This window comes from Deinococcus actinosclerus (assembly GCF_001507665.1).
Taxonomy (GTDB): domain Bacteria; phylum Deinococcota; class Deinococci; order Deinococcales; family Deinococcaceae; genus Deinococcus; species Deinococcus actinosclerus.
Genome location: NZ_CP013910.1, coordinates 2,793,943 through 2,812,740, shown reverse-complemented (window position 1 = coordinate 2,812,740; position 18,798 = coordinate 2,793,943). Strand labels below are relative to the sequence as shown.

Sequence of the window (18,798 nt, the reverse complement as noted above, 5' to 3'; positions counted from 1 at the left end):
GCAGTCCGTTCCCGGCCGGGGAACAACAGGCAGGACAGGTCACAAATACTCGCAACCTATACGCGTACGTTCAGGTTTATGTCGAGCCCTGCTCTCACCTCCACCACGGACGCCCCACCCGACACCCGCCGCACACTGGCCGGCTGGGCCGTCACCGCCGCCTGCCTGATCGCCTTCATGGGCGTCGGCGTCGTCGACCCGATCCTCCCCGAGATCGGCCACCAGCTCGGCGCGACCCCCACCCAGGTCGAACTGCTGTTCACTACCTACCTGGGCGTCATGGCCGTCATGACCCTGTTCGCCGGGAACATCGGCGCCCGGCTGGGCCGCCGCCGCGTCGCCCTGATCGGCCTGGGCCTGATCGCCGCCTTTGCCCTCGCCTGCGGCCTGAGCGGCAGCATCCCCGCGCTGGCCCTCTTCCGGGGCGGCTGGGGCCTGGGCAGCGCCCTGTTCACCCCCACCGCCCTGGTGCTGCTGCTGGCCCTGATCGGCCACGCCGAGAAGGCGATCATGCGCTACGAGGCCGCCATCGGCCTGGGCATGAGCATGGGCCCGCTGCTGGGCGGCCTGCTGGGCAGCCACTCCTGGCGCTTCCCGTTCTTCGGCGCGGCCGCGCTGATGCTGCTCGCGCTCGCCAGCGTCGCCACCCTGGTGCGCGTCCCCGAGGCGCGTGAACCGGTCCGCCCCGTCAGCGACGTGTTCCGCGCCTACCGCCAGCCCGCCTTCCTCGCCGTGGGCCTCACGGGCCTGCTGTACTACTTCGGGTTCTTCCTGCTGCTGGGCTACACGCCGCTCTTCCTGCACCTGAGCACCCTGGGGCTGGGCCTGACGTTCTTCGGCTGGGGCCTGCTGCTGGGCCTGGGCAGCACCGTCCTCGCCGAACGCCTCCTGCACGCCCTGCCCGCCAGCCGCGTCGTGCTGGGCGCCCTGGCCGGTCTGACCGCCCTGTTCTTCCTGATCGGCTTCGCGCCCGTCACCGTGCCCGTCAAGGTCACGTTCGTGATCCTCAGCGGCACCCTGTTCGGCCTGATGAACGCTACCCTCACCACCCTCAGCGTGGAGGTCAGCCACATGCCCCGCGCCACTGCCACGAGCGCCTACAACTTCCTGCGCTGGCTCGGCGCGGCCCTCGCCCCGGTCAGCAGCGGCCTGATCGCCGAACACCTCGGCGCGCCCGTCCCGTACGCCTTCGGCGCCGCCGCCGTCGCCCTGGCTGTCGTCATCACCGCCCTGGCCGCCCGTGGCATCGACGCCGCCCGCGCCAGCGACCCCCACGTTCACTGAGCACCGGCCAGGGCCGGGCGCCGGCTGGGGGGTCACCTCCGGCCGCGCCCGGCCCCAGCCGTTACCCTGGAGGCACCCGTGACCCATACAGACCCCACCCCCCCGGACGACACGCCCCGCCACCGCGTGGGCGAGGTCGCCGCGCGCCTGGGCCTGACCCTGCGCACCCTGAAGTACTACGAGGAACTGGGCCTCGTGACCCCGCAGCGTACGGGCAGCCGCTACCGCCTGTACAGCGAGGCGGACGTCGCGCGGCTGGACCGCGTCCGCCGCATGCGCGCTCTGGGCCTCAGCCTCGGCACCATTGGGGCCACGTTCAGCCAGCCGCTCGAACTCGACCCGGACGGCCGGCAGGTCCTCACGGAGGGCGCCCTGACCGACCTGCGCCGCGACCTCAGCGGGCAACTCGACGTTCTCAGCGCCCGCATCACCGCCGCCGAACGCGAACTGAAAGACGCCCGCGCGCTGCGCCGCGACCTCCAGCGCGACCTCGCCTACGTCGAAAAACGCCTGGGCGGCGTGCGCGTCGGGGACCTGCTGGACGGGGATCAGGCCAGCCGCGCGTAGACTTCCGCCTCCGCCGCGTGCCCCTCACCGCTGCCCGCGCCGCGCAGTTTCAGGGCGGCAGCGGCGCACGCCAGCCGCAGCGCCTCCTGTGGCGGCCGGCCACGCGTGAACAGGAAGTGCGCGAAGGCCGCCGCCAGCGCGTCCCCCGCGCCACCCGCGTGCCGCACCCGGGCAGGGAAGGCCGGCTGGTGCCGCACCTCGCCGGTCTCGCGCGTCCAGAGGAGCGCGCCGCCTGCGCCCAGCCCGGCCACGATCACGTCCGCGCGGGCACGCGCCCCCACGGCCCGCAGGGCCGCCGCCGGATCATCCAGCCGCGCGGCGCTGAACAGCAGCACATCTGCGGCGCGCAGGTACGGCTGATCGTAGGCGTGATCCGGCGCGCGCAGCTCCTGCACGTCCGTCAGGACCGGCACGCCCGCCGCGCGCGCCAGGGGCAGCAGGTCGCGTGTCCAGCCGATGTTCGTCATCAGGGCCGCGCGGCACCCGGGCAGCGCCGCCCGGAAGGCCTCGATCGGAGCCGGGGCGTCCGGTAGCGCCTTCGGATCCCAGTGAAAGACGTGCGTGCCGTCCGCGCGGGTCACGGCCAGCGTCTGTGCGGTGGCCCGCACAGGCACCACCCGCAGGTCGCACCCGCGCAGCTCGGCGCGTACCGCGCGTCCGGCCACGTCGTCGCCCAGCAGTGTCAGCAGCCGCACCGGGCTGCCCAGTGCGCGCAGCCCCCGCACCAGATTCACTCCTACGCCGCTCACGTTCAGGCTCAGCCCGTCCGGGATCACGCTCCCCGCCGGGTCCAGCGCCGGAGCGTCCAGACGCAGCACCGTCTCGACATTCGCGTGTCCGCACACCAGCAGGGGCGAGGTCATGGGGCACAGTTCAGCACACGGTCCGGTTGACGTCGTTCAGAAGCCGAAGAAGTTCAGGATGAGGGTGCTGGCGTCGGGCGCGCAGGGGTCGGTGTACGTCCCGGCGCTGCTCCCGCCGGGCCACGCGTGCCCCATCCCCGTGACCGAGTAGCGCTGGAGCCGCGTGGTGCCGCCCGCCGTGCGGTAGTCGAAGCGGGTGTAGGCGCGGCAGGCGGTGCCGCTCACGGTGGCGTCGGGCGTGTCGTCCGGATCGTTGTTGTCGGTGCCGTCGGCGAGGTCGTTCGCCTGCGCCCACTGGGTGAGGGTCTGCGTGGCGTTCACGGGGTTCACGGTGGGGTCGGCGCTGCCCTGGAAGACCAGGGTGGGCATGGCGTGGCGGCTCTTTCCCATCTCGGCCGCGCAGGTGGCGCCGCGCCCGTTGGGGTCGTAGACGCTGCCGTACGACATGGCGTTCACGCCGCCCGCAGCGGTGGTGGCCCCCTGGTACATGACGCCCGCCACGCTGGCGACGCCGCGGATCAGGTCGGGGTAGGTGCAGCCCATGATGTTCGCCATGGCGGCCCCGGCGGACAGGCCCGCGACGGCCACGCGGGCGCTGTCCACGGCGTAGGTGCTCTTCACCCAGCCGATCATCCCGGCGATGACGGCGGGTTCGCCCGCGCCGCGGTACTGGTTGCCGGGCAGGTACCAGTTCCAGCAGTCGGCGCTGTTGTACAGCGTGCCCTGTTCGGGGTACAGCACGAGGAAGCCGCGCGTGTCGGCCAGGGTGTTCATGCGGGTCCCGGCGGCGAAGTCGTAGCCGTCCTGCAGGCAGCCGTGCAGCATGACCATCAGGGGGCGGGGCGTGCCTGCGTACCCGGCGGGCACCCACAGGCGGTAGAAGCGCGCGCCGTACGCGCTGCTGTACGTGCCGCTGACCCAGCTGCCGGTCGCCTGCGCGTGCAGGTTGGGGTCAGCGGGGGACTGTGTGGTGGTTCGGGTGGTGGGCTGGGTGGGCGCGGCGGGCTGCGTGCAGGCGGCGAGCAGAGCCGGGAGCAGCAGGCCGGTCAGGTGGCGGGCGGGGGTGCGGGCTGGGCGCATGGGGGTGACCTCCGGGGGGGCTGGGTTGTGGGACGCCTTCAGGGTAGGGGAGGGGTGTCACGCCGGGAGAACAGTGGGTGAAAGCCACCCGATTAATTACGCCCTTTACATAACGCCTCGGGCAGGGTAGAGTCGAAGGTGAACAAAGCACCATTCCCACCCCCGCCCCACTCCACGGGAGGTCACCCCCGCATGATCGTCGAAACGAAACTCCTCGGCCGCCGCACGCCCTTCGAACGCCGCCCCATCCCCCTGACCGGCGACACCCACACCCTCGAACAGCTGCTGACCGCGCTGGTCGAACACGAACTCGCCGCGTACCACGAGCGGCAATCAGGCGTGGGCGTCCTGCGCGTCCTGACCGAACGCGAACTGGAGGACGCCGCCCTGACCGGCCGCGTGGCCGTCGGCCCGCAGGACCGCGCCGCGACCGTCACCCCGGACGAGGCCACCCGCACCGCCCTGACCGCCTTCCGCGACGGGCTGTACTACGTGTTCCTCAACGACGAGCAGCTGACCGACCTCTCGGCCCCCGTCACCCTGCGTCCGGACAGCACCCTGCTGCTGCTGCGCCTCACCGCCCTGGCAGGCGGCTGACCATGGATATTCAGGACCACCTGCGGACCTTCCAGCAGCCCTGGACACCCGGCTTCGACGCGCGCGTGGCAGCCCTGCCCGCGCCGTGGCCCACCCTGATCGGGGCGCACGTGAAGGGCGGCCGCGACCACCAGGAACGCCAGCGCCTTCAGGACGAACTGACGGACGCCCTGCACGCCAGCACCCCGGCCGAACGCGACGCCCTGGCCGCCGCGTTCTTCCCGCAGTTTCCCGCCTTGGCCGCCCGCACGCTGGATGCCCTGCTGACCCGCCACCCGTACCCGCTGGGCTACGCCCGCCGCGCCTTCCGCGCCCCCGGACACCGGCTGGCCGCCGCGCACGCCACCCACTGGCTGTGGCAGGCGTGGCACACCACCCGCGACTACCCGCAGCCCGCCTCGTGGTTCGCGGTGCACGCGGGCCTGCTGAACCCCTGGGAATCCCAGGGTCTGGGCCTGCTGCTCGGGCAGGCGATCAGCGACGGGGACGAGGAGGTCTACCAGATCCTGCGCGACACGGCGGGCACGCAGCACCCGGTCGCCCGCATGGGCCGCCACGTGCCGCTGGCCCTGCTGAGCAGCACCAGAGGGGACGCCTGGACGCTCGCCGAGGGCCTGCTGCTCGCCGCGCAGCGGCAGGAGGGCCTGCGGCAGGTGATCCTCGAAACGGTGGACGAGGCCAGCGTGGACGCCTTCACCCGCACGCTGCGCCTGATCCTGGGGGAGGACCTGCTGCGCTTCGCCGCCACCCTGCGCGCCGCGTGCGTGTGGTTTGGCCTGAACTACGACGTGACCGACCTGAAGGTCGTCCGGGCGCACCTCACCCGCGCGCTGACCTTCCTGGACGACCCGCAGGCCGCGCGGGAGGCCGTGCAGGGCGGCGAGGGGGTGGACGCGTACCTCGCGCTGTTCACGCTGGGCATGCGAGACGCCGTGCAGGCCGCCGAACTGGCCCGCACGGTCCTGACGGACACTGACCCGGCCCGCCGCATGGCCGCCGCGCAGTTCCTGACGGCCGCCGAGCTGCTGACCGACGACGACCGCCGCGCCCTGCTGACCGACGCCGACCTGCGCGTGGCCGCGCTGGCGGGCAATGCCGTGAACCGCTGGGGCATCGGCTCGTTCCCGTACACCTTCGAGCAGTTCGAGGCGTACGCCCTGCGCCTCCCGGACAGCGCCCGGCACGACCCGCTGCTGTTCCCCTGGCTGGGCCACGTGCCCGCCCGCGCCGACGCACTCGACGCCCTGCCCGCCCTGCTGGACTGGCGAACCCTGACGCGCATGCAGCCGCACCTCCAGCACCTCAGCAGCTCCGGGAAGACCTACCTGCTTGGACGCCTGAAGAGTGCCGTGACCGCCCCGGACGAGCCGGTCAGTCCGCAGGTCCGCGCCCTGATCGTGCAACTGCTTCAGGACCGCAACAGCAGCGTGTCGCAGACCGCTGTGGAGGTCCTGACCCTCGGCCAGCTGAACCCCGACCCCACCGAGGTCGAGGTGGTGCACGGCCTGCTCAGGCGCAAGAGTGCCGACCTGCGCCGCGGCCTGATCCGCCTGCTCGCGGGCGACCCCGCGCAGGCGCAGCGCAGCGCCGCCGCCCTGCTGAGCGGCCCCAACACCGATCAGCGGCAGGCGGGCCTGCAGCTCCTGATCGAGACCGGGGGCACCCCGCCCGCCGATTTCAACGCGAAGAACGTCACCGAGGCGACCCTGCTGGCCCGCCTGACCGAACCGGACACGCAGCTGACCCTGGCCGATGGCCTGGGCCTGTTCGACCCCACGCGCCTGACCCGGCCGCAGGCCCCGCAGCCCCGCGAACGCGACTACCCCGCGGACGTGACGCGCGGCGCGGCCCTGCTGCGCGACCTGGACGCCCTGCTCGTCGCCCACCGCGAGACCCCGCTGACCGGCCCCGGCTGGGACGGCCAGGAGACGCAACTGCTCGGCAACGTGCGCCCCTGGCAACTCCGCCCGGGCAGGGACGGACAGCCCATGCCGCTGTGGGACCTCTGGACCGGCTGGTGGCAGGGCCGCCCGGACGCGCAGGACGGTGACCTGACCCGGCTGCACTGGGCGCTCAGCCACTTCGTGAACCGCACCGCGACCACCGACACGGAACTTCAGGACGAACTGGACGGCAACGGCGCGCAGACCGCCGCGTCCGACGCCGCCGCGCTGGACGACGCCGTTCTGGACCTGCTGGGCCTCGATCAGGACGGCCTGGAAGACCTACTCGCGGACGCCGACGAGGACGACCTCGCCGAGCATCAGGCCGCCCGCACCGCCGCCGAGACGCGGCAGGACCTGCTGCGCCGCACCCTGCACCGCACGCTGGGACCGCTGGTCACCCTGCGGCTGGAACACCCGGACCTGGCGCGCGTGATCGTGGACGCCCTGTACGGGGCGCACGCCACGCCCCTGGACACCGACCTCGCCCTGGACGCCTGGGAGACCGCGCTTGTCTACCTGCCGCGGGACGTGCAGATGCAGACCGACCCGCTGCGCTCTTGGTGGCAGGAGGACCCCCGCGACCTGCTGAACCCGATCACGCCGCGCGGTGACTGGCGCACCTGGACGCCGGACCAGCAGCGGCGCTTCTGGGCGCTGCACCTGCACCGGGGCGCGGGCTACCCGAACCTGCCCCGCCAGCGCGTGAACACCGCGCTGCTGCTGCACGCCCACGCGCAGGGCTGGGCCACCACCGACGACCTGCTGGACACGCTGATCGGCCCGCGCCCGGAACGCGGCCGGCACTACTACGGGCACGATTTCGACGACCTGGGCACCTACACCCGCCGCACCCTGAAACCCGAGTGGCCCACCCACCCCGACTGGGAGGCCGCCGTGAACCGCGTCCGCGACCGTGTGCTGGAGATCGAACTGGCCCGCGGTGACCTGGAAACGCCCGCCACCGCACCCGCCCTGGCGCTGCGCAGCATCCACGGCGCGGCCCTGGCCCTGCGGCTGCTGGCGGGCCTGGGGAAGAATCCCCTCAAGCGTGGCTACCAGGGCCGCAACGAGAGCCGTGACGTGACCTTCAGCCACCTGATCCGCGTGGCGTTCCCCCTCCCCACCGACACGCCCGAGACCTTCCGCGCGCAGGCTGCCGCGCTGGGCATTCCGGACGCGCGCCTGCTGGACCTCGCCATGTTCGCCCCGCAGTGGGCGCCCCTGGTCGCGGATGCGCTGGACTGGCGCGGCCTGAAGGACGGCGTGTACTGGCTGCACGCCCACACCCGCGACAGCAACTGGAGCGTCCCGCAGGAGGTCCGTGACGCCTGGGAGGCCGAGATCGGCGAGCGTACCCCCCTGAGCCCCGCCGACCTGACCGAGGGCGCCGTGGACGTCGCGTGGTTCCGCCAGACCTTCAAGGCACTCGGCGGGGCGAGGTTCAGCGCGCTGCTGGACGCCGCCAAGTACGCCAGCAGCAGCGGCGGACACAAACGCGCCGAGACGTACGCCCGCGCCATCCTGGGCGAACTGAAGGAAGACGACCTGACCACCCGCATCACCGAGAAACGCAATCAGGACGCCGTGCGCGCCCTGGGCCTGCTGCCCCTCGCCCGCGCGAAGGGGAAGGCCGCGCGGGAACTGGAAGGCCGGTACCGCCTGATCAGCGACTTCCGCATCGGCGCGCGGCAGTTCGGCGCGCAGCGGCAGGCCAGTGAACGCCGCGCGGCGGACATCGGTCTGCTCAACCTCGCCCGCAGCGCCGGGTACGCCGACCCGCAGCGCCTGATGTGGGCCATGGAGGCCCGCACCGCCCCCGACTGGACGCAGACCGTGACGGAGGGTGACCTCCGCGTGGGCATTCACCTCAGCCCGGACGGCGAGGCCAGCCTGACCGTCACGCGCGGCGACCGGGTCCTCAAGGCCCTGCCGCCCGCCCTGAAGAAACGCCCGGACGTGCAGGCCATCCAGGCCGCCGCGAAGGAACTGGGCGCCACGAGAAAGCGCATGCGCGCCGCGCTGGAGGAGACCATGATCCGCGGCGACCACCTCCAGCCGCAGGAACTCACGGACCTCGCCGCGCACCCCGTCATCGCCCCCATGCTGCGCAGCCTCGTGTGGGTGCTGAACGAGACGCACCTCGGCTGGTGGACCGGCGACACCCTCGACACGCCCGGCGGGCCGCACCCCATAGGCGACCACGCGCTGCGCCTCGCGCACCCGCACGACCTGTTTGGCAGCGGCCACTGGCCCGCCTTCCAGGCGCAGGTCATGGACCGCCAGCTCACGCAGCCCTTCAAGCAGGTGTTCCGCGAGTACTACCCCCTCACTGCGCCTGAGCGGGACGCCCGGCGCGTCACCCGTTACGCCGACCAGCACGTCCAGCCCGGCAAGGCCGCCGCCCTCCTGAAAACGCGCGGCTGGATCACCGTCCCCGAGGAAGGCGTCCGCAAGACCTGGCACGCCGAGGGCATCAACGTCTGGCTCGACACCAGCGTCGGTTACGGCACACCCAACGAGGTCGAGGGGACCCCGGTCAACGCCGCGTACTTCATCCGCCGCGACGCCACCGAACCTATGCTCCTGAGCGAGGTCCCTCCCCGCCTCCTGAGCGAGACGCTGCGCGACCTCGACCTGATCGTCTCCGTCGCCCACGTCGGCGGCGTCGACCCCGAAGCCACCCAGAGCACCACCGAGATGCGCGCCGCCCTGCTGCGCGAAACCCTGCGCCTGCTGAAACTGGGCAACGTCCGCATCCAGAACGATCACGCCCTCATTGAGGGCCACCACGCCCGCTACACCCTGCACCTCGGCAGCGGCACCGTCCACCGCCAGCCCGGCGGGTACCTGTGCATCATCCCCGTCCACAACGGGCATCAGGGCCGGATTTTCCTGCCCTTCGCCGACCCCGACCCCCGCACCGCCGAAGTGATCAGCAAGGCCCTTCTGCTCGCCCAGGACCGCGAGATTCAGGACCCCACCATCCTCGAACAGCTCAGGTAACCCGACAGGGAAGAGGCGGGAGCATCACGCTCCCGCCTCTGCTGTTGTGCTGTTCACAGCGGTTTCCAGTTCCATTGGGGGGCCAAGGGCACGCCCCTCCACTCCACTTCCAACCGCTGTCCTGTTCAGGTCCTCGCTCTGCTCGATTCAGAGGTATCGAGCAAGCCCTTCGATACCTCTGAATTCTGCCGTCAGTTCAGAACGCAGTGTCCAGCGCGCCCAGCGCGGCGTCGGCGTCGGTCACGCCCGCCTGCGCCATGTCGGGGCGGCCGCCGCCCTTGCCGCCACCCGCCGCGGCGAGCTTGCCGATCAGCTGACCGGCGTGCGCGCCGCGGGTCACGGCGTCCTTCGTGGCCTTCACCACGAGGCCCTTGTCGCCCGCGACGACCACCATGTCCGCGCCGCTCTGGTCGAGGAGCTTGTCGGCCGCGCCGCGCAGCTCGTTGCCTTCCAGGCCCGCGAGTTTCAGCGCGGCGACCCGGAAGCCGCCCAGCTCGCGCGTCTGCGCCGCGCCGCCCGTGCCGCCCATCTGCGCCTCGGCCAACTGCCGCTTGACGGCCGCGACGTCCTTCTCAGCCGCTTTCAGCTGGGTTTGCAGGCCGCTCACGCGGGCTTCCAGGCCGTCCACACCGGTGTTCAGCAGGCTGGCAACCTTCGCGGCGGCGTTCAGCCGCTCGCGCACCCAGGCGGTCGCGGCGTCCCCGGCGAGCGCCTCGATGCGGCGCACCCCGGCCGCCACGTTCTCATCCCCCAGGATCACGAACGCGCCGATGTCCCCGGTGCGGCGCACGTGCGCCCCGCCGCACAGTTCCATGCTGCTCACGGGCTGCCCGGCGTACTCCACGCTGCCGCCCACCCGCACGACGCGTACGGTCTCGCCGTACTTCTCGCCGAATAGCGCGGTCGCGCCTGCCGCCTTCGCGTCCGCGATGGGCATCTCCTGCCACGTTACGGGGAAGTTCGCACTCACCCAGCGGCTCACGAGCAGTTCCACCGCCGCGATCTCCTGCGCGGTCAGAGCCGACCCGTGCGAGAAGTCGAAGCGCAGACGATCCGGGGCGACCAGCGACCCCTTCTGCGCCACGCCGTCCCCCAGCACCGCCCGCAGCGCCGCGTGCAGCAGGTGCGTCGCCGTGTGGTGCCGTTCGGTGGCGCGCCGCTCGCCGGACACCACGCCGCGCACGCTGACGCCCTCGCGCAGCTCGCCCTGCTCGACCAGCACGTCATGCAGGAACACGCCCTGCGGGGTCTTGCGGGTGTCGCGCACGATCCCGGCGCCGCCCTCCCACTCCAGGCGGCCCGTGTCGCCCACCTCACCGCCACCCTCGGCGTAGAAGGGCGTGCGGGACAGCACCACCGTCGCCTCCGACCCGGCACTCAGGTGACTCAGGCGCTCGCCCGCGCCCACCAGCGCCACCACGTCCGCCTGCACGCTCAGCTCGTCGTACCCGACGAACTCCGTGCGGGCGAGGCCCTCCAGCGCCTCCTGGTTCCCGCCGAACAGTTCGCTCTTGCCGTACTTGCTCCCGGCCCGCGCGATCTCCTGCGCGTTCTCCAGGCTCTCGGCGTACCCGGCCTCGTCCACCGTGATGCCGTACTCCTCCGCGATCTCCAGCGTCAGGTCCACCGGGAAGCCGTAGGTGTCGTACAGCACGAACGCGTCCTGCCCGGACAGCACCGCGCCGCGCTCCATGCCCGACAGCAGCCCGCCCAGACGCTGGATGCCGCCCTCCAGCGTCTTCAGGAAGCGTTCCTCCTCGGCCTTCACGGACGCCTCCACCTTCGCCTGGTTGTCGCGCAGCTCGGGGTACGCACTGCTCATGCCCTCGACCACCAGCGGCACCAGCTGGAACAGCGTCGGCTCGCGGAAGCCCAGCAGGTATCCGTGCCGGATCGCGCGGCGCATGATCTTGCGCAGCGTGTACCCGCGACCCGTGTTGCTGAACGGCGTGCCGTCCGCCAGGATCATGCTCACCGACCGCAGGTGCTCCGCGACCACGCGGTGCGACACGCTCACCTCACCCTCGTAGGGCTTCCCGCTCAGCTCGGCGACCCGCGCCACGATCGGCGCGAACACGTCGTTGCTGTAGAAGTCCGGCACGTCCTGCACCACGCTCGCCACGCGCTCCAGGCCCATGCCCGTATCGATGTTCTTGAACGGCAGATCCCGCAGCACCGGCGTGCCGTCCGCCAGCGGCTCCTGCCGGTCAAACTGCGGAAACACGAGGTTCCACACCTCTAGGAACCGCGCACTCTCGCGCGTCTGGAAGTAATCCCCCCAGGTGTCCTCCCCGTACTTCGGGCCACGGTCGTAATAGATCTCGCTGCACGGCCCGCACGGCCCGTTCGGTCCCTCCAGCGGCGCGTTCGCCGGCCAGAAGTTCTCATCCGCGTCGAAGCGGTGGATGTGGCTGGCATCCAGGCCGATCTCCTGCGTCCAGTACGTGAACGCCTCCTCGTCGTCCTTGTAGATGGTCACGTACATCTTGCTGGCGTCCATGCCCATCCACTCGGCCCCGGTCAGGAACTCCCACGCCCAGTGAATCGCGTCGCGCTTGAAGTAATCCCCGAAGCTGAAGTTGCCCATCATCTCGAACAGCGACAGGTGCCGCCGCGTGCGCCCCACGTTCTCGATGTCACCCACGCGCACGCACTTCTGCGCCGTCGTCACGCGCCTGTTCGCCACGCCGTCGAACACCGCCGGGGCGCCCATGAACTGATCCTTGAACGGCTGCATGCCCGCCACCGTGAACAGCGTCGTCGGATCCGGCGCGACTGTGCTGTAGCTCGGCAACCGCAGGTGCCCCTTCCCCTCGAAGAACTGCAGGTACTTCTCCCGAATCTGCGCCGTCGTCAGCGAAACCGTCATAACGCAAAGTCTAGCGCGCCCACCCAGACCGGGCACACCGCGAAACAGCCGGCCCGGGCGCACGCCGACCGGCCTACCTATCGTGCCAAATGAGAAAAAACAGGCCCGGTCACGGGTGTGCCGGGCCTGCTGTTTTTCTGTGTCAGTCGAGGTCGACGGCCCACCACGCCTCGCGTTGGGCGGCGAGGCGGGCGCGGGGGTCGCCGATGGTGTCGAGCGCCTTGGCGAGGCCCTGCCAGTCGTGTTCGCTCATGGGGTCGATGGCCAGCGCGCGCTGGTGGAACTGGGCGGCGTCGCGGTCGCGTCCGGCGGCGGTGGCGGCGCGGGCGGCGATGCCGAGGAGCGTGAGCTGCTTCTGTTCGAGGCGGGCGCGGACGTCGTCGGCCCAGGGGCTGTCGGTGCCGGGGAGGTAGTGGCCGTACTGCGCGACGAGTTCGCGGAGTTCCTCGAGGCCCAGGCTGCCCTGTTCGGCCTGCGCGGCGAGCAGTTCGAAGCGCTGCACGTCGTATTCGGGGTTCAGGTCGCTGGCCAGGGCGTAGCGGCGGTTGGTGCTGACGACCGATTCGTTGCTCAGGCTGCGGCGCAGGCGGTGCAGGGTGGTGTGGAAGAGGCTGCTGGCGCGCGCCTCGTCCTTTTCGGGCCACAGGGCCTCGGCGGCTTCCCAGCTGGTGACTTCCTTGTGTTCCAGCAGGTAGAAGAACAGTTCGAGCGCCTTGCGGCTGACCCAGGTGACGGGGCTGCCTTTCCAGATGACCTGCGCGGTGCCGAGGCCCTTGGCCTGCATCTGGTTCTCGTTCTGCTGGCTCAGGCCGGCGCGGCGCAGCCGGGCGTCGATGGCGCCGGTGAGGTCCTGCGGGGTGAAGGGTTTGGGCAGGTAGTCGTCCGCGCCAAGGTTCATGCCGCGCCGCACGTCGCCCCGTTCGGCGTGACTGGAGAGCAGCATGAAGGGGAGGCCGGCGAGCTGGTCGTTGGCGCGGATCTTCTCCAGGAATTCCAGGCCGGTCATGTAGGGCATGACGACGTCGCTGATGACGAGGTCGGGCGTGAAGACTTTCAGCAGGTCGAGGGCTTCGACGGGGTGAGTGCTGGTGCGCACCTCGTGTCCGGCGCGGGACAGGATCACGCTGACAAGCTTGAGGATGGCGGCGTCGTCATCCACCACGAGGATGCGGGGCATGCGCAGAGTCTAACAGGCGCGTGTGCGCCCCGGGCGTGGGTTCCGGATTGTGTCCCCCGCCCGGGTGGGTGGCGTAGGCTGGGCGGGCATGGGAACTCAGGAACTGACAGTGGTGCTGGCGCGCGTGGTGACGCTGGATGACGCGCGGCCCGAGGCGGGTGCGGTGCTGGTGGGGGGCGGGCGCGTGCTGGCCGCAGGCTCGCGCGAGGACGTGGCGGCGCTCGCGCCGGGCGCGCGGGTGCTGGACCACCGGGATCTGCTCCTCACGCCGGGGCTGGCGGAGGCGCACATTCACCTCGTGACGTACGGCTTCTCGCTGTCGCAGGTGGGCCTGCACGGCGCGCGGAGTGTGGCGGAGGTGCAGGCGCGCGTGGCGCAGCAGGTGATGAACACGCCGCCCGGCACCTGGATTCGCGGTGGGGGGTTCCTGCTCTCGGAGCTGGGGCTGAACGGGTACCCGACGGCGGCCCTGCTGGACGAGGTGAGCCCGCACCACCCGGTGCTGCTGTACTCGCGGGACCTGCACCTGAGCTGGGCGAACAGCGCCGCGCTGCGGCTGGCCGGGATTCACGAGGGCACGCCGGACCCGGAGGGCGGGCGGATCGTGCGGCCCCTGGGCTGCCTGCTGGAGCACGCGTCGGATCTCGTGGCGCGCGTGATTCCGGAACCGACCGGGGCGGAGTACCTCGCGGCGGCGCGGGCGGGCGCAGACGACCTGGCGGCGCGGGGGTACGTGAGTGCGCACACCATGGCCTTCGAGTCGCCCGAGGCGCCCCGCGCCATCCAGACCCTCGCGCAGCAGGGCGAACTGCCGCTGCGGGTGTGGGCGTGCCTGCCGCACGACCGGCTGGGGCACGCGCAGGCGCTGGGGCTGGCCCGCACGCCCGGCGGCCTGTTCCAGTGGGGTGGGGTGAAGTTCTTCGCGGACGGCGCGCTCGGCAGCCGCACCGCGTGGCTGCACGCGCCCGGCTTCGCGGACGGCTCCGGCACGGGGATGCCGCTGGATCCGCCGGACCTCATCGCGGCGCTGGGCCGCGAGGCGATCGAGCTGGGCCTGACGCCGGTCACGCACGCCATCGGGGACCGCGCGAACACCGAGGTCCTGAACGCCTACGACCGCCTGCGCCCCCACGCCGAGGCGCGCGGCATCCGACTGCGGATCGAGCATGCCCAGCACCTGCGCGCCGAGGACCTCCCGCGCTTCCGGGGCCTGACCGCCAGCGTGCAACCCATCCACCTCCAGGCGGACGGCCCCATGATCCGCGACCTCATGCCGCATCTGGAGGGCCTCAGTTACGCCTTCCGGTCCCTGCGGGACGCCGGAGCGGTCCTCGCGTTCGGGAGCGACGCCCCGGTCGCCCCGCCCGAGTACCGCGCGAACTTCGCCGCCGCGATCACCCGCGTGGACGACAGCGGACAGCGCCTGGCGCCCGGTGAGGCCCTGACCGAACACGACGTCCTGTGGGCCCACACGCGCGGCCCCGCCCTGGCCGCCGGCTGGGATGACGAGGGCATCATCCGCCCCGGCGCCCGCGCCGCCTTCACCCTCTGGGACCGCCTCGGCGGCAACGCCCAGGCCCTGGTGCTGGAGGGTTGATGGTCGAAAGTTGATGGTTGATAGAGGGTGTGTCCTCCATCAACCATCAACTTTCAACTGTCGACCTTTATTCCTCGTCGGGGAGGTCGGCGTTGCTGTAGACGTTCTGCACGTCGTCGAGGTCTTCGAGGGCGTCGATCAGGGTCATGAGTTTCTTCGCGTCGTCGCTGCCCACAGCCACGGTGTTACTGGGGATCATGGTGATCTGGGCGCTCTCGATGGCGAAGCCGGCGGCAGTCAGGGCGTCCTGCACGGCGTACAGGTCGGCCGGGCCGGTGCTGATCTCCAGGCCCTCGTCGGATTCCTGGATGTCCTCGGCGCCGTGTTCGATGGCGGTTTCCTGCGCCTGTTCGCTGGTGTCGGTCAGCAGCAGGACGCCTTTCTTCTCGAACTGCCACGCGACGGAGCCGCTGGTGCCGAGGCTGCCGCCGCGTTTGTTGAACACGGCGCGGATGTCGGCGACGGTGCGGTTGACGTTGTCGGTCAGCGTCTCGATGAAGATGGCGGTGCCGCCGGGGCCGTAGCCCTCGTAGGTCTGTTCCTTGTAGTCGGCGGCGCCCTCGCCCGCGCCGACGGCGCGTTTGATGGCGTTGTCGATGTTGTCGACGGGGACCGTGGCGGCCTTCGCGGCGGCGATGGCGTTTTTCAGGCTGAGGTTCCCGGCGGGGTCGCCGGTGCCGCCGGAGCGGACGGCGGCCTGAATGGCGCGGATGTGTTTGCTGTACATCGCGCTGCGTTTACTGTCGTTGGCACCCTTCTTGCGCTTGATCTGAGACCACTTGCTGTGACCGGCCATGTTCAAAGTCTCCTTGCGTGAAACTGCGCCCACTCGGTAAGTCGGGGGCGCGTGCAGGGATCATTCTAGCGCAGGGGGGCGCGGTCAGCCGTCTTCGTCGGTGGGTTCCTGCGCCGGGTGATCCTGCGGGCGGAAGCGGGCCTGGGCGTCGGTGGGGGAGAGGTTCTCCCGCTCGGTCACCCGGGGGCCGGTGTCCAGGCCGCTGATGAGCACCTCGCCCGCCGGCTCGGCGGCTGGCGTGGAGCCGGCGGGCGTGTGGGCCGTGCGGTCAGGCTGTGTCATACCGTCCAGCGTACGCCCGGGCCGCGCGGCCCCGGGTGTGCGGACGCTCAAGGTCCGTGCGCTCAGCGGCCCGGCGCCCGGGGTCACATCCGCATGACGCTGCGGTCGCCGATCACCATCTGCAGGCCCGTGTCGCTGGGCGCGGTCACCAGGGCGTGGCGGCCGATCAGGCTGCGGTGGATGGGGCGGGTGGGGTGCAGGACGCGCGCGAACTCGTCGATCAGGGCGCCGCTCACCTGGGCGCTGTCCACGCGGGCGTGCGCGCCGACACTCACGAAGGGGCCCAGGGTCGCGCCGCGCACCACGGCGTGCGGGCCGATCCACACCGGGCCCTGGATGACGCTGTCCTCGACCAGTGCCCCCGCCTCGATCACCACCGGGCCCTGGAGGGCGCTGCGCTCCACCCGGCCCTCCACGCGCGGGCTCAGCCCTCGCAGGTAGTGGGTGTTCGCGCTCAGCAGGTCGTCCGGCGCGCCCGCGTCGCTCCAGAAGCCCTGGAATTCCACGGCGCGCACCTGCCCGCCCTGCGCGAGCAGCGCCGTGAGGGCCTGCGGGAACTCGATCTCCCCGCGGGTGCTGTGCGGCAGGTCTTCGAGCAGGTCGATCAGGCCCGGCTTGAAGCTGAACACCCCGCACGAGGCGAGGTTGCTCTCGGGCGTGCGCGGCTTCTCCACGAGGCGCAGCAGGCGCCCCGCCTTCACGACCGCCACCCCGTAGGCCTGCGGGTTGGGCACCTCCTTCACGCCGATCGCGGCGTCCCCGTACCGCAGGGCGCCGATCATGGGTGACAGCGAATCCTCGAAGAGGTTGTCGCCCAGGTACAGCAGGGTGGGGCTGCCCTCCAGGAAGTGCCGGGCGGTCAGGACGGCGTGTCCGGTGCCGAGCGGATCGTACTGGCGGATGAAGGTCAGGTGCCCGCTGTGCTGCGTGGCGTCGCGCAGGTCCTGCTCGCTCGACGGGCTGGTCACGATCCCGATGTCCTGCACGCCTGCGTCGCGCAGGGCCTGCACGCCCCGCGCGATGATCGGCACGCCCGCGACCGGCACGGCGTGCTTGGGGCGCGTGGCGCTGATCGGCAGCAGGCGGCTGCCGCGTCCGGCGGCCAGGATCAGGCCTTTCACGGGCGCCCCGCGGCGGGCAGGGAGGGAAGACAGGGAGCGGGCGTCATGGGAGGTGCGGGGAGTATACGGGGCGTCCCATGAGGACGGTGGACGAGGTGAGGACGGCGCGACCCGGCATCAGCGGGTCAGGGCGTCCTCGAACGCCTCGGCGAACGCGTCCTCGTCGTCCAGCCAGGGGTAGTGCCCGGCGTCCAGCACCGTCACGTCCGCGTCGGCCAGGTCCGCTACCCACTGCACCTGCTCGGGGTAGCTGGTGCGGTCGTGCGCGCCGGTGATCACGAACACCGGGCGGCGCAGTTCGGTCAGGAACTGCGGGTACTCGAACTCCCACAGGCCCTGGTTCACGAGCGCCTCCTGCACCTCGCCCCCACCGATCAGCTGCCCCTCGGCGTCGGCGAATTCCAGGCGCATACGGCTGGCCTGATCCCGGAACTGCAGGGCGTTGAGCAGGTCGCGCGCGTTCAGCAGCGCGAACGCCGCCTCGATGCGCGCGCCGCCCACTGCCGGGTACTCCCCGTCGGGCGTGGCGGCGCGCAGGTCGTCGGCGGGGTCGGTGAAGGCCACGCCGCGCCGGGCGCTGGCTTCCTCCAGCAGCGTGCGGGCCAGGTCCGGGAAGTGCACCCAGGGGTTCACGGCGATCACGCGCGCGGTGCGGGTCGGGTAGCGGCGGGCGTATTCCAGCGCGACCAGCGCGCCGAAGCCGTGGCCCATGGGGACGATCTGTTCGGCGCCCAGAAAGTCCCGCAGGGCCTCCACGTCGCCCACCAGGGTGTCGAGGTCCAGGGTGTCAGCGCCCTGCTCGGTGTCCTCCAGCGCGCCGCTGCGCCCGGAGCCGCGCTGGTCGAGGTACACGACCGGGCGCTCGATCCGCTCGCCGAACAGCGCCTGGAAGGAGTAGCTGTTGTAGCCGGGACCGCCGTGCAGGAACACGACCGGCGGCTCGGAGGTGGGGTCGCCCTGCACCTCGAAATGCAGGTCGGCGCCGTTCAGGTGCTCGAAGTGAACGCCGCCCTCGTCCTCGAAGTCCGTGAAGTCGTGATCGTCTGCGTTCAGGCCCGTCATGCGCGCCATTCTAGGGGGCGCGCGTGCGGGGGCGGCGGATGCAGCGCACGGTTGCGCGCCACGTGCAGCATGCACGACCCTGCGCGCATGACCCAATCGGATTCCTCTTCGCCGCCGGGCGATCCTGGCGTGCAGGGCATCGCCTTCACCCTGGAGGGCGTGGACGGCCCCACCTTTACGCAGATCCTGCGCGACCTGCGGACCGACCCGGCCTTCGCGCGGCCCCTGCAGGTGCAGGCGCAGGAGCCGCGGCCCGGTCACAGCGCCCGCCTGACGCTGGTGTTCCGTCCCGCCGACCGCGAGCGGGCCGCGCAGGCCACGCAGCGCCTGAAGACCGTGCTTCTGCGCTTCGGGATTCAGGTGGACACCGTGCACGTTCCGGGAGTCTGACGGGCTGTTAATGAACCATAAACAGCGGCATTTGCCCAACTGGACACCGCGCACCCTACGATGGGCCGCAAGTACAGAGGCGCACTTTGGCCCCCGCGCCGCGCAAGGCCCCCGCCCCGGGAGCCCCGAGCGCCCCGCCCACCGGGGCTGAGGAGACGAGACAG

Annotated in this window: 14 protein-coding genes; 6 read left to right on the top strand and 8 right to left on the bottom strand. The window is 71.7% G+C overall.

The genetic code is table 11. The features are described from left to right. Positions 1-78 precede the first annotated feature (78 nt). Complete coding sequence (locus tag AUC44_RS13765) at positions 79-1,284, top strand: MFS transporter (RefSeq protein ID WP_082689077.1); 1,206 nt, start codon at positions 79-81, stop codon at positions 1,282-1,284. Between the two features lie 78 nt (positions 1,285-1,362). Continuing rightward, positions 1,363-1,851, top strand: a complete 489-nt coding sequence (locus AUC44_RS13760) for a MerR family transcriptional regulator (RefSeq protein WP_062159230.1) — start codon at positions 1,363-1,365, stop codon at positions 1,849-1,851. On the opposite strand, the gene AUC44_RS13755 is transcribed toward AUC44_RS13760, so the two are convergent. Together AUC44_RS13755 and AUC44_RS13750 are read right to left on the bottom strand one after the other, a co-directional pair. After that, complete coding sequence (locus AUC44_RS13755) at positions 1,833-2,714, bottom strand: carbohydrate kinase family protein (protein ID WP_062159229.1); 882 nt, start codon at positions 2,712-2,714, stop codon at positions 1,833-1,835. The genes AUC44_RS13760 and AUC44_RS13755 overlap by 19 nt on opposite strands. Before the next feature lie 36 nt (positions 2,715-2,750). Next, a complete protein-coding gene (locus tag AUC44_RS13750) occupies positions 2,751-3,794 on the bottom strand; it encodes an extracellular catalytic domain type 1 short-chain-length polyhydroxyalkanoate depolymerase (RefSeq protein ID WP_082689076.1) in 1,044 nt (347 codons plus the stop codon). A 192-nt stretch (positions 3,795-3,986) separates the two neighbouring features. Between AUC44_RS13750 and AUC44_RS13745 the strand changes: the two genes are divergently transcribed. Next, entirely contained in the window at positions 3,987-4,391 is a 405-nt protein-coding gene (locus AUC44_RS13745; protein WP_231724453.1) for a hypothetical protein, read from the top strand. Between the two features lie 2 nt (positions 4,392-4,393). Further along, a complete protein-coding gene (locus AUC44_RS13740) occupies positions 4,394-9,340 on the top strand; it encodes a DUF5724 domain-containing protein (RefSeq protein ID WP_062159228.1) in 4,947 nt (1,648 codons plus the stop codon). A 196-nt stretch (positions 9,341-9,536) separates the two neighbouring features. On the opposite strand, the gene alaS is transcribed toward AUC44_RS13740, so the two are convergent. Continuing rightward, a complete protein-coding gene (alaS, locus tag AUC44_RS13735) occupies positions 9,537-12,209 on the bottom strand; it encodes an alanine--tRNA ligase (RefSeq protein ID WP_082689075.1) in 2,673 nt (890 codons plus the stop codon). Between the two features lie 142 nt (positions 12,210-12,351). Then, the gene (locus tag AUC44_RS13730; RefSeq protein ID WP_062159227.1) at positions 12,352-13,386 is read right to left on the bottom strand and encodes an AfsR/SARP family transcriptional regulator; all 1,035 of its coding nucleotides are present in this window, start codon (positions 13,384-13,386) and stop codon (positions 12,352-12,354) included. An 88-nt stretch (positions 13,387-13,474) separates the two neighbouring features. Here AUC44_RS13730 and AUC44_RS13725 point away from each other — a divergent pair, with 88 nt between their 5' ends. After that, entirely contained in the window at positions 13,475-14,983 is a 1,509-nt protein-coding gene (locus AUC44_RS13725; protein ID WP_062159226.1) for an amidohydrolase, read from the top strand. A gap of 67 nt (positions 14,984-15,050) precedes the next feature. On the opposite strand, the gene AUC44_RS13720 is transcribed toward AUC44_RS13725, so the two are convergent. The 4 genes from AUC44_RS13720 to AUC44_RS13705 all read right to left on the bottom strand — a co-directional run bounded on the left by AUC44_RS13720 (position 15,051) and on the right by AUC44_RS13705 (position 18,244). Then, positions 15,051-15,779 carry a YebC/PmpR family DNA-binding transcriptional regulator gene (locus AUC44_RS13720; RefSeq protein WP_062159225.1) on the bottom strand — a complete coding sequence of 243 codons (729 nt, stop codon included), beginning with the start codon at positions 15,777-15,779 and terminating at the stop codon, positions 15,051-15,053. An 84-nt stretch (positions 15,780-15,863) separates the two neighbouring features. Further along, positions 15,864-16,061, bottom strand: coding sequence for a hypothetical protein (locus AUC44_RS13715; protein WP_062159224.1), 198 nt, complete (start codon positions 16,059-16,061; stop codon positions 15,864-15,866). Positions 16,062-16,144: 83 nt separating this feature from the next. Beyond that, entirely contained in the window at positions 16,145-17,182 is a 1,038-nt protein-coding gene (locus AUC44_RS13710; protein ID WP_062159223.1) for a sugar phosphate nucleotidyltransferase, read from the bottom strand. A gap of 117 nt (positions 17,183-17,299) precedes the next feature. Further along, the gene (locus AUC44_RS13705) at positions 17,300-18,244 is read right to left on the bottom strand and encodes an alpha/beta fold hydrolase (protein WP_062159222.1); all 945 of its coding nucleotides are present in this window, start codon (positions 18,242-18,244) and stop codon (positions 17,300-17,302) included. Positions 18,245-18,331: 87 nt separating this feature from the next. On the opposite strand from AUC44_RS13705, the gene AUC44_RS13700 reads away from it, so the two are divergent. Then, positions 18,332-18,634 (top strand): hypothetical protein, encoded by a 303-nt coding sequence (locus AUC44_RS13700; protein WP_062159221.1) that lies wholly within the window; start codon positions 18,332-18,334, stop codon positions 18,632-18,634. Positions 18,635-18,798: the final 164 nt, after the last annotated feature.

Excerpts from the sequence above, each read along its gene's own strand:
- AUC44_RS13730 (WP_062159227.1), bottom strand. The coding sequence starts at position 13,386 with ATGCCCCGCATCCTCGTGGTGGATGACGACGCCGCCATCCTCAAGCTT.
- AUC44_RS13700 (WP_062159221.1), top strand. The coding sequence starts at position 18,332 with ATGACCCAATCGGATTCCTCTTCGCCGCCGGGCGATCCTGGCGTGCAG.
- AUC44_RS13745 (WP_231724453.1), top strand. The coding sequence starts at position 3,987 with ATGATCGTCGAAACGAAACTCCTCGGCCGCCGCACGCCCTTCGAACGC.
- AUC44_RS13750 (WP_082689076.1), bottom strand. The coding sequence starts at position 3,794 with ATGCGCCCAGCCCGCACCCCCGCCCGCCACCTGACCGGCCTGCTGCTC.
- alaS (WP_082689075.1), bottom strand. The coding sequence starts at position 12,209 with ATGACGGTTTCGCTGACGACGGCGCAGATTCGGGAGAAGTACCTGCAG.
- AUC44_RS13715 (WP_062159224.1), bottom strand. The coding sequence starts at position 16,061 with ATGACACAGCCTGACCGCACGGCCCACACGCCCGCCGGCTCCACGCCA.
- AUC44_RS13765 (WP_082689077.1), top strand. The coding sequence starts at position 79 with ATGTCGAGCCCTGCTCTCACCTCCACCACGGACGCCCCACCCGACACC.
- AUC44_RS13720 (WP_062159225.1), bottom strand. The coding sequence starts at position 15,779 with ATGGCCGGTCACAGCAAGTGGTCTCAGATCAAGCGCAAGAAGGGTGCC.
- AUC44_RS13725 (WP_062159226.1), top strand. The coding sequence starts at position 13,475 with ATGGGAACTCAGGAACTGACAGTGGTGCTGGCGCGCGTGGTGACGCTG.
- AUC44_RS13740 (WP_062159228.1), top strand. The coding sequence starts at position 4,394 with ATGGATATTCAGGACCACCTGCGGACCTTCCAGCAGCCCTGGACACCC.
- AUC44_RS13705 (WP_062159222.1), bottom strand. The coding sequence starts at position 18,244 with ATGACGGGCCTGAACGCAGACGATCACGACTTCACGGACTTCGAGGAC.
- AUC44_RS13755 (WP_062159229.1), bottom strand. The coding sequence starts at position 2,714 with ATGACCTCGCCCCTGCTGGTGTGCGGACACGCGAATGTCGAGACGGTG.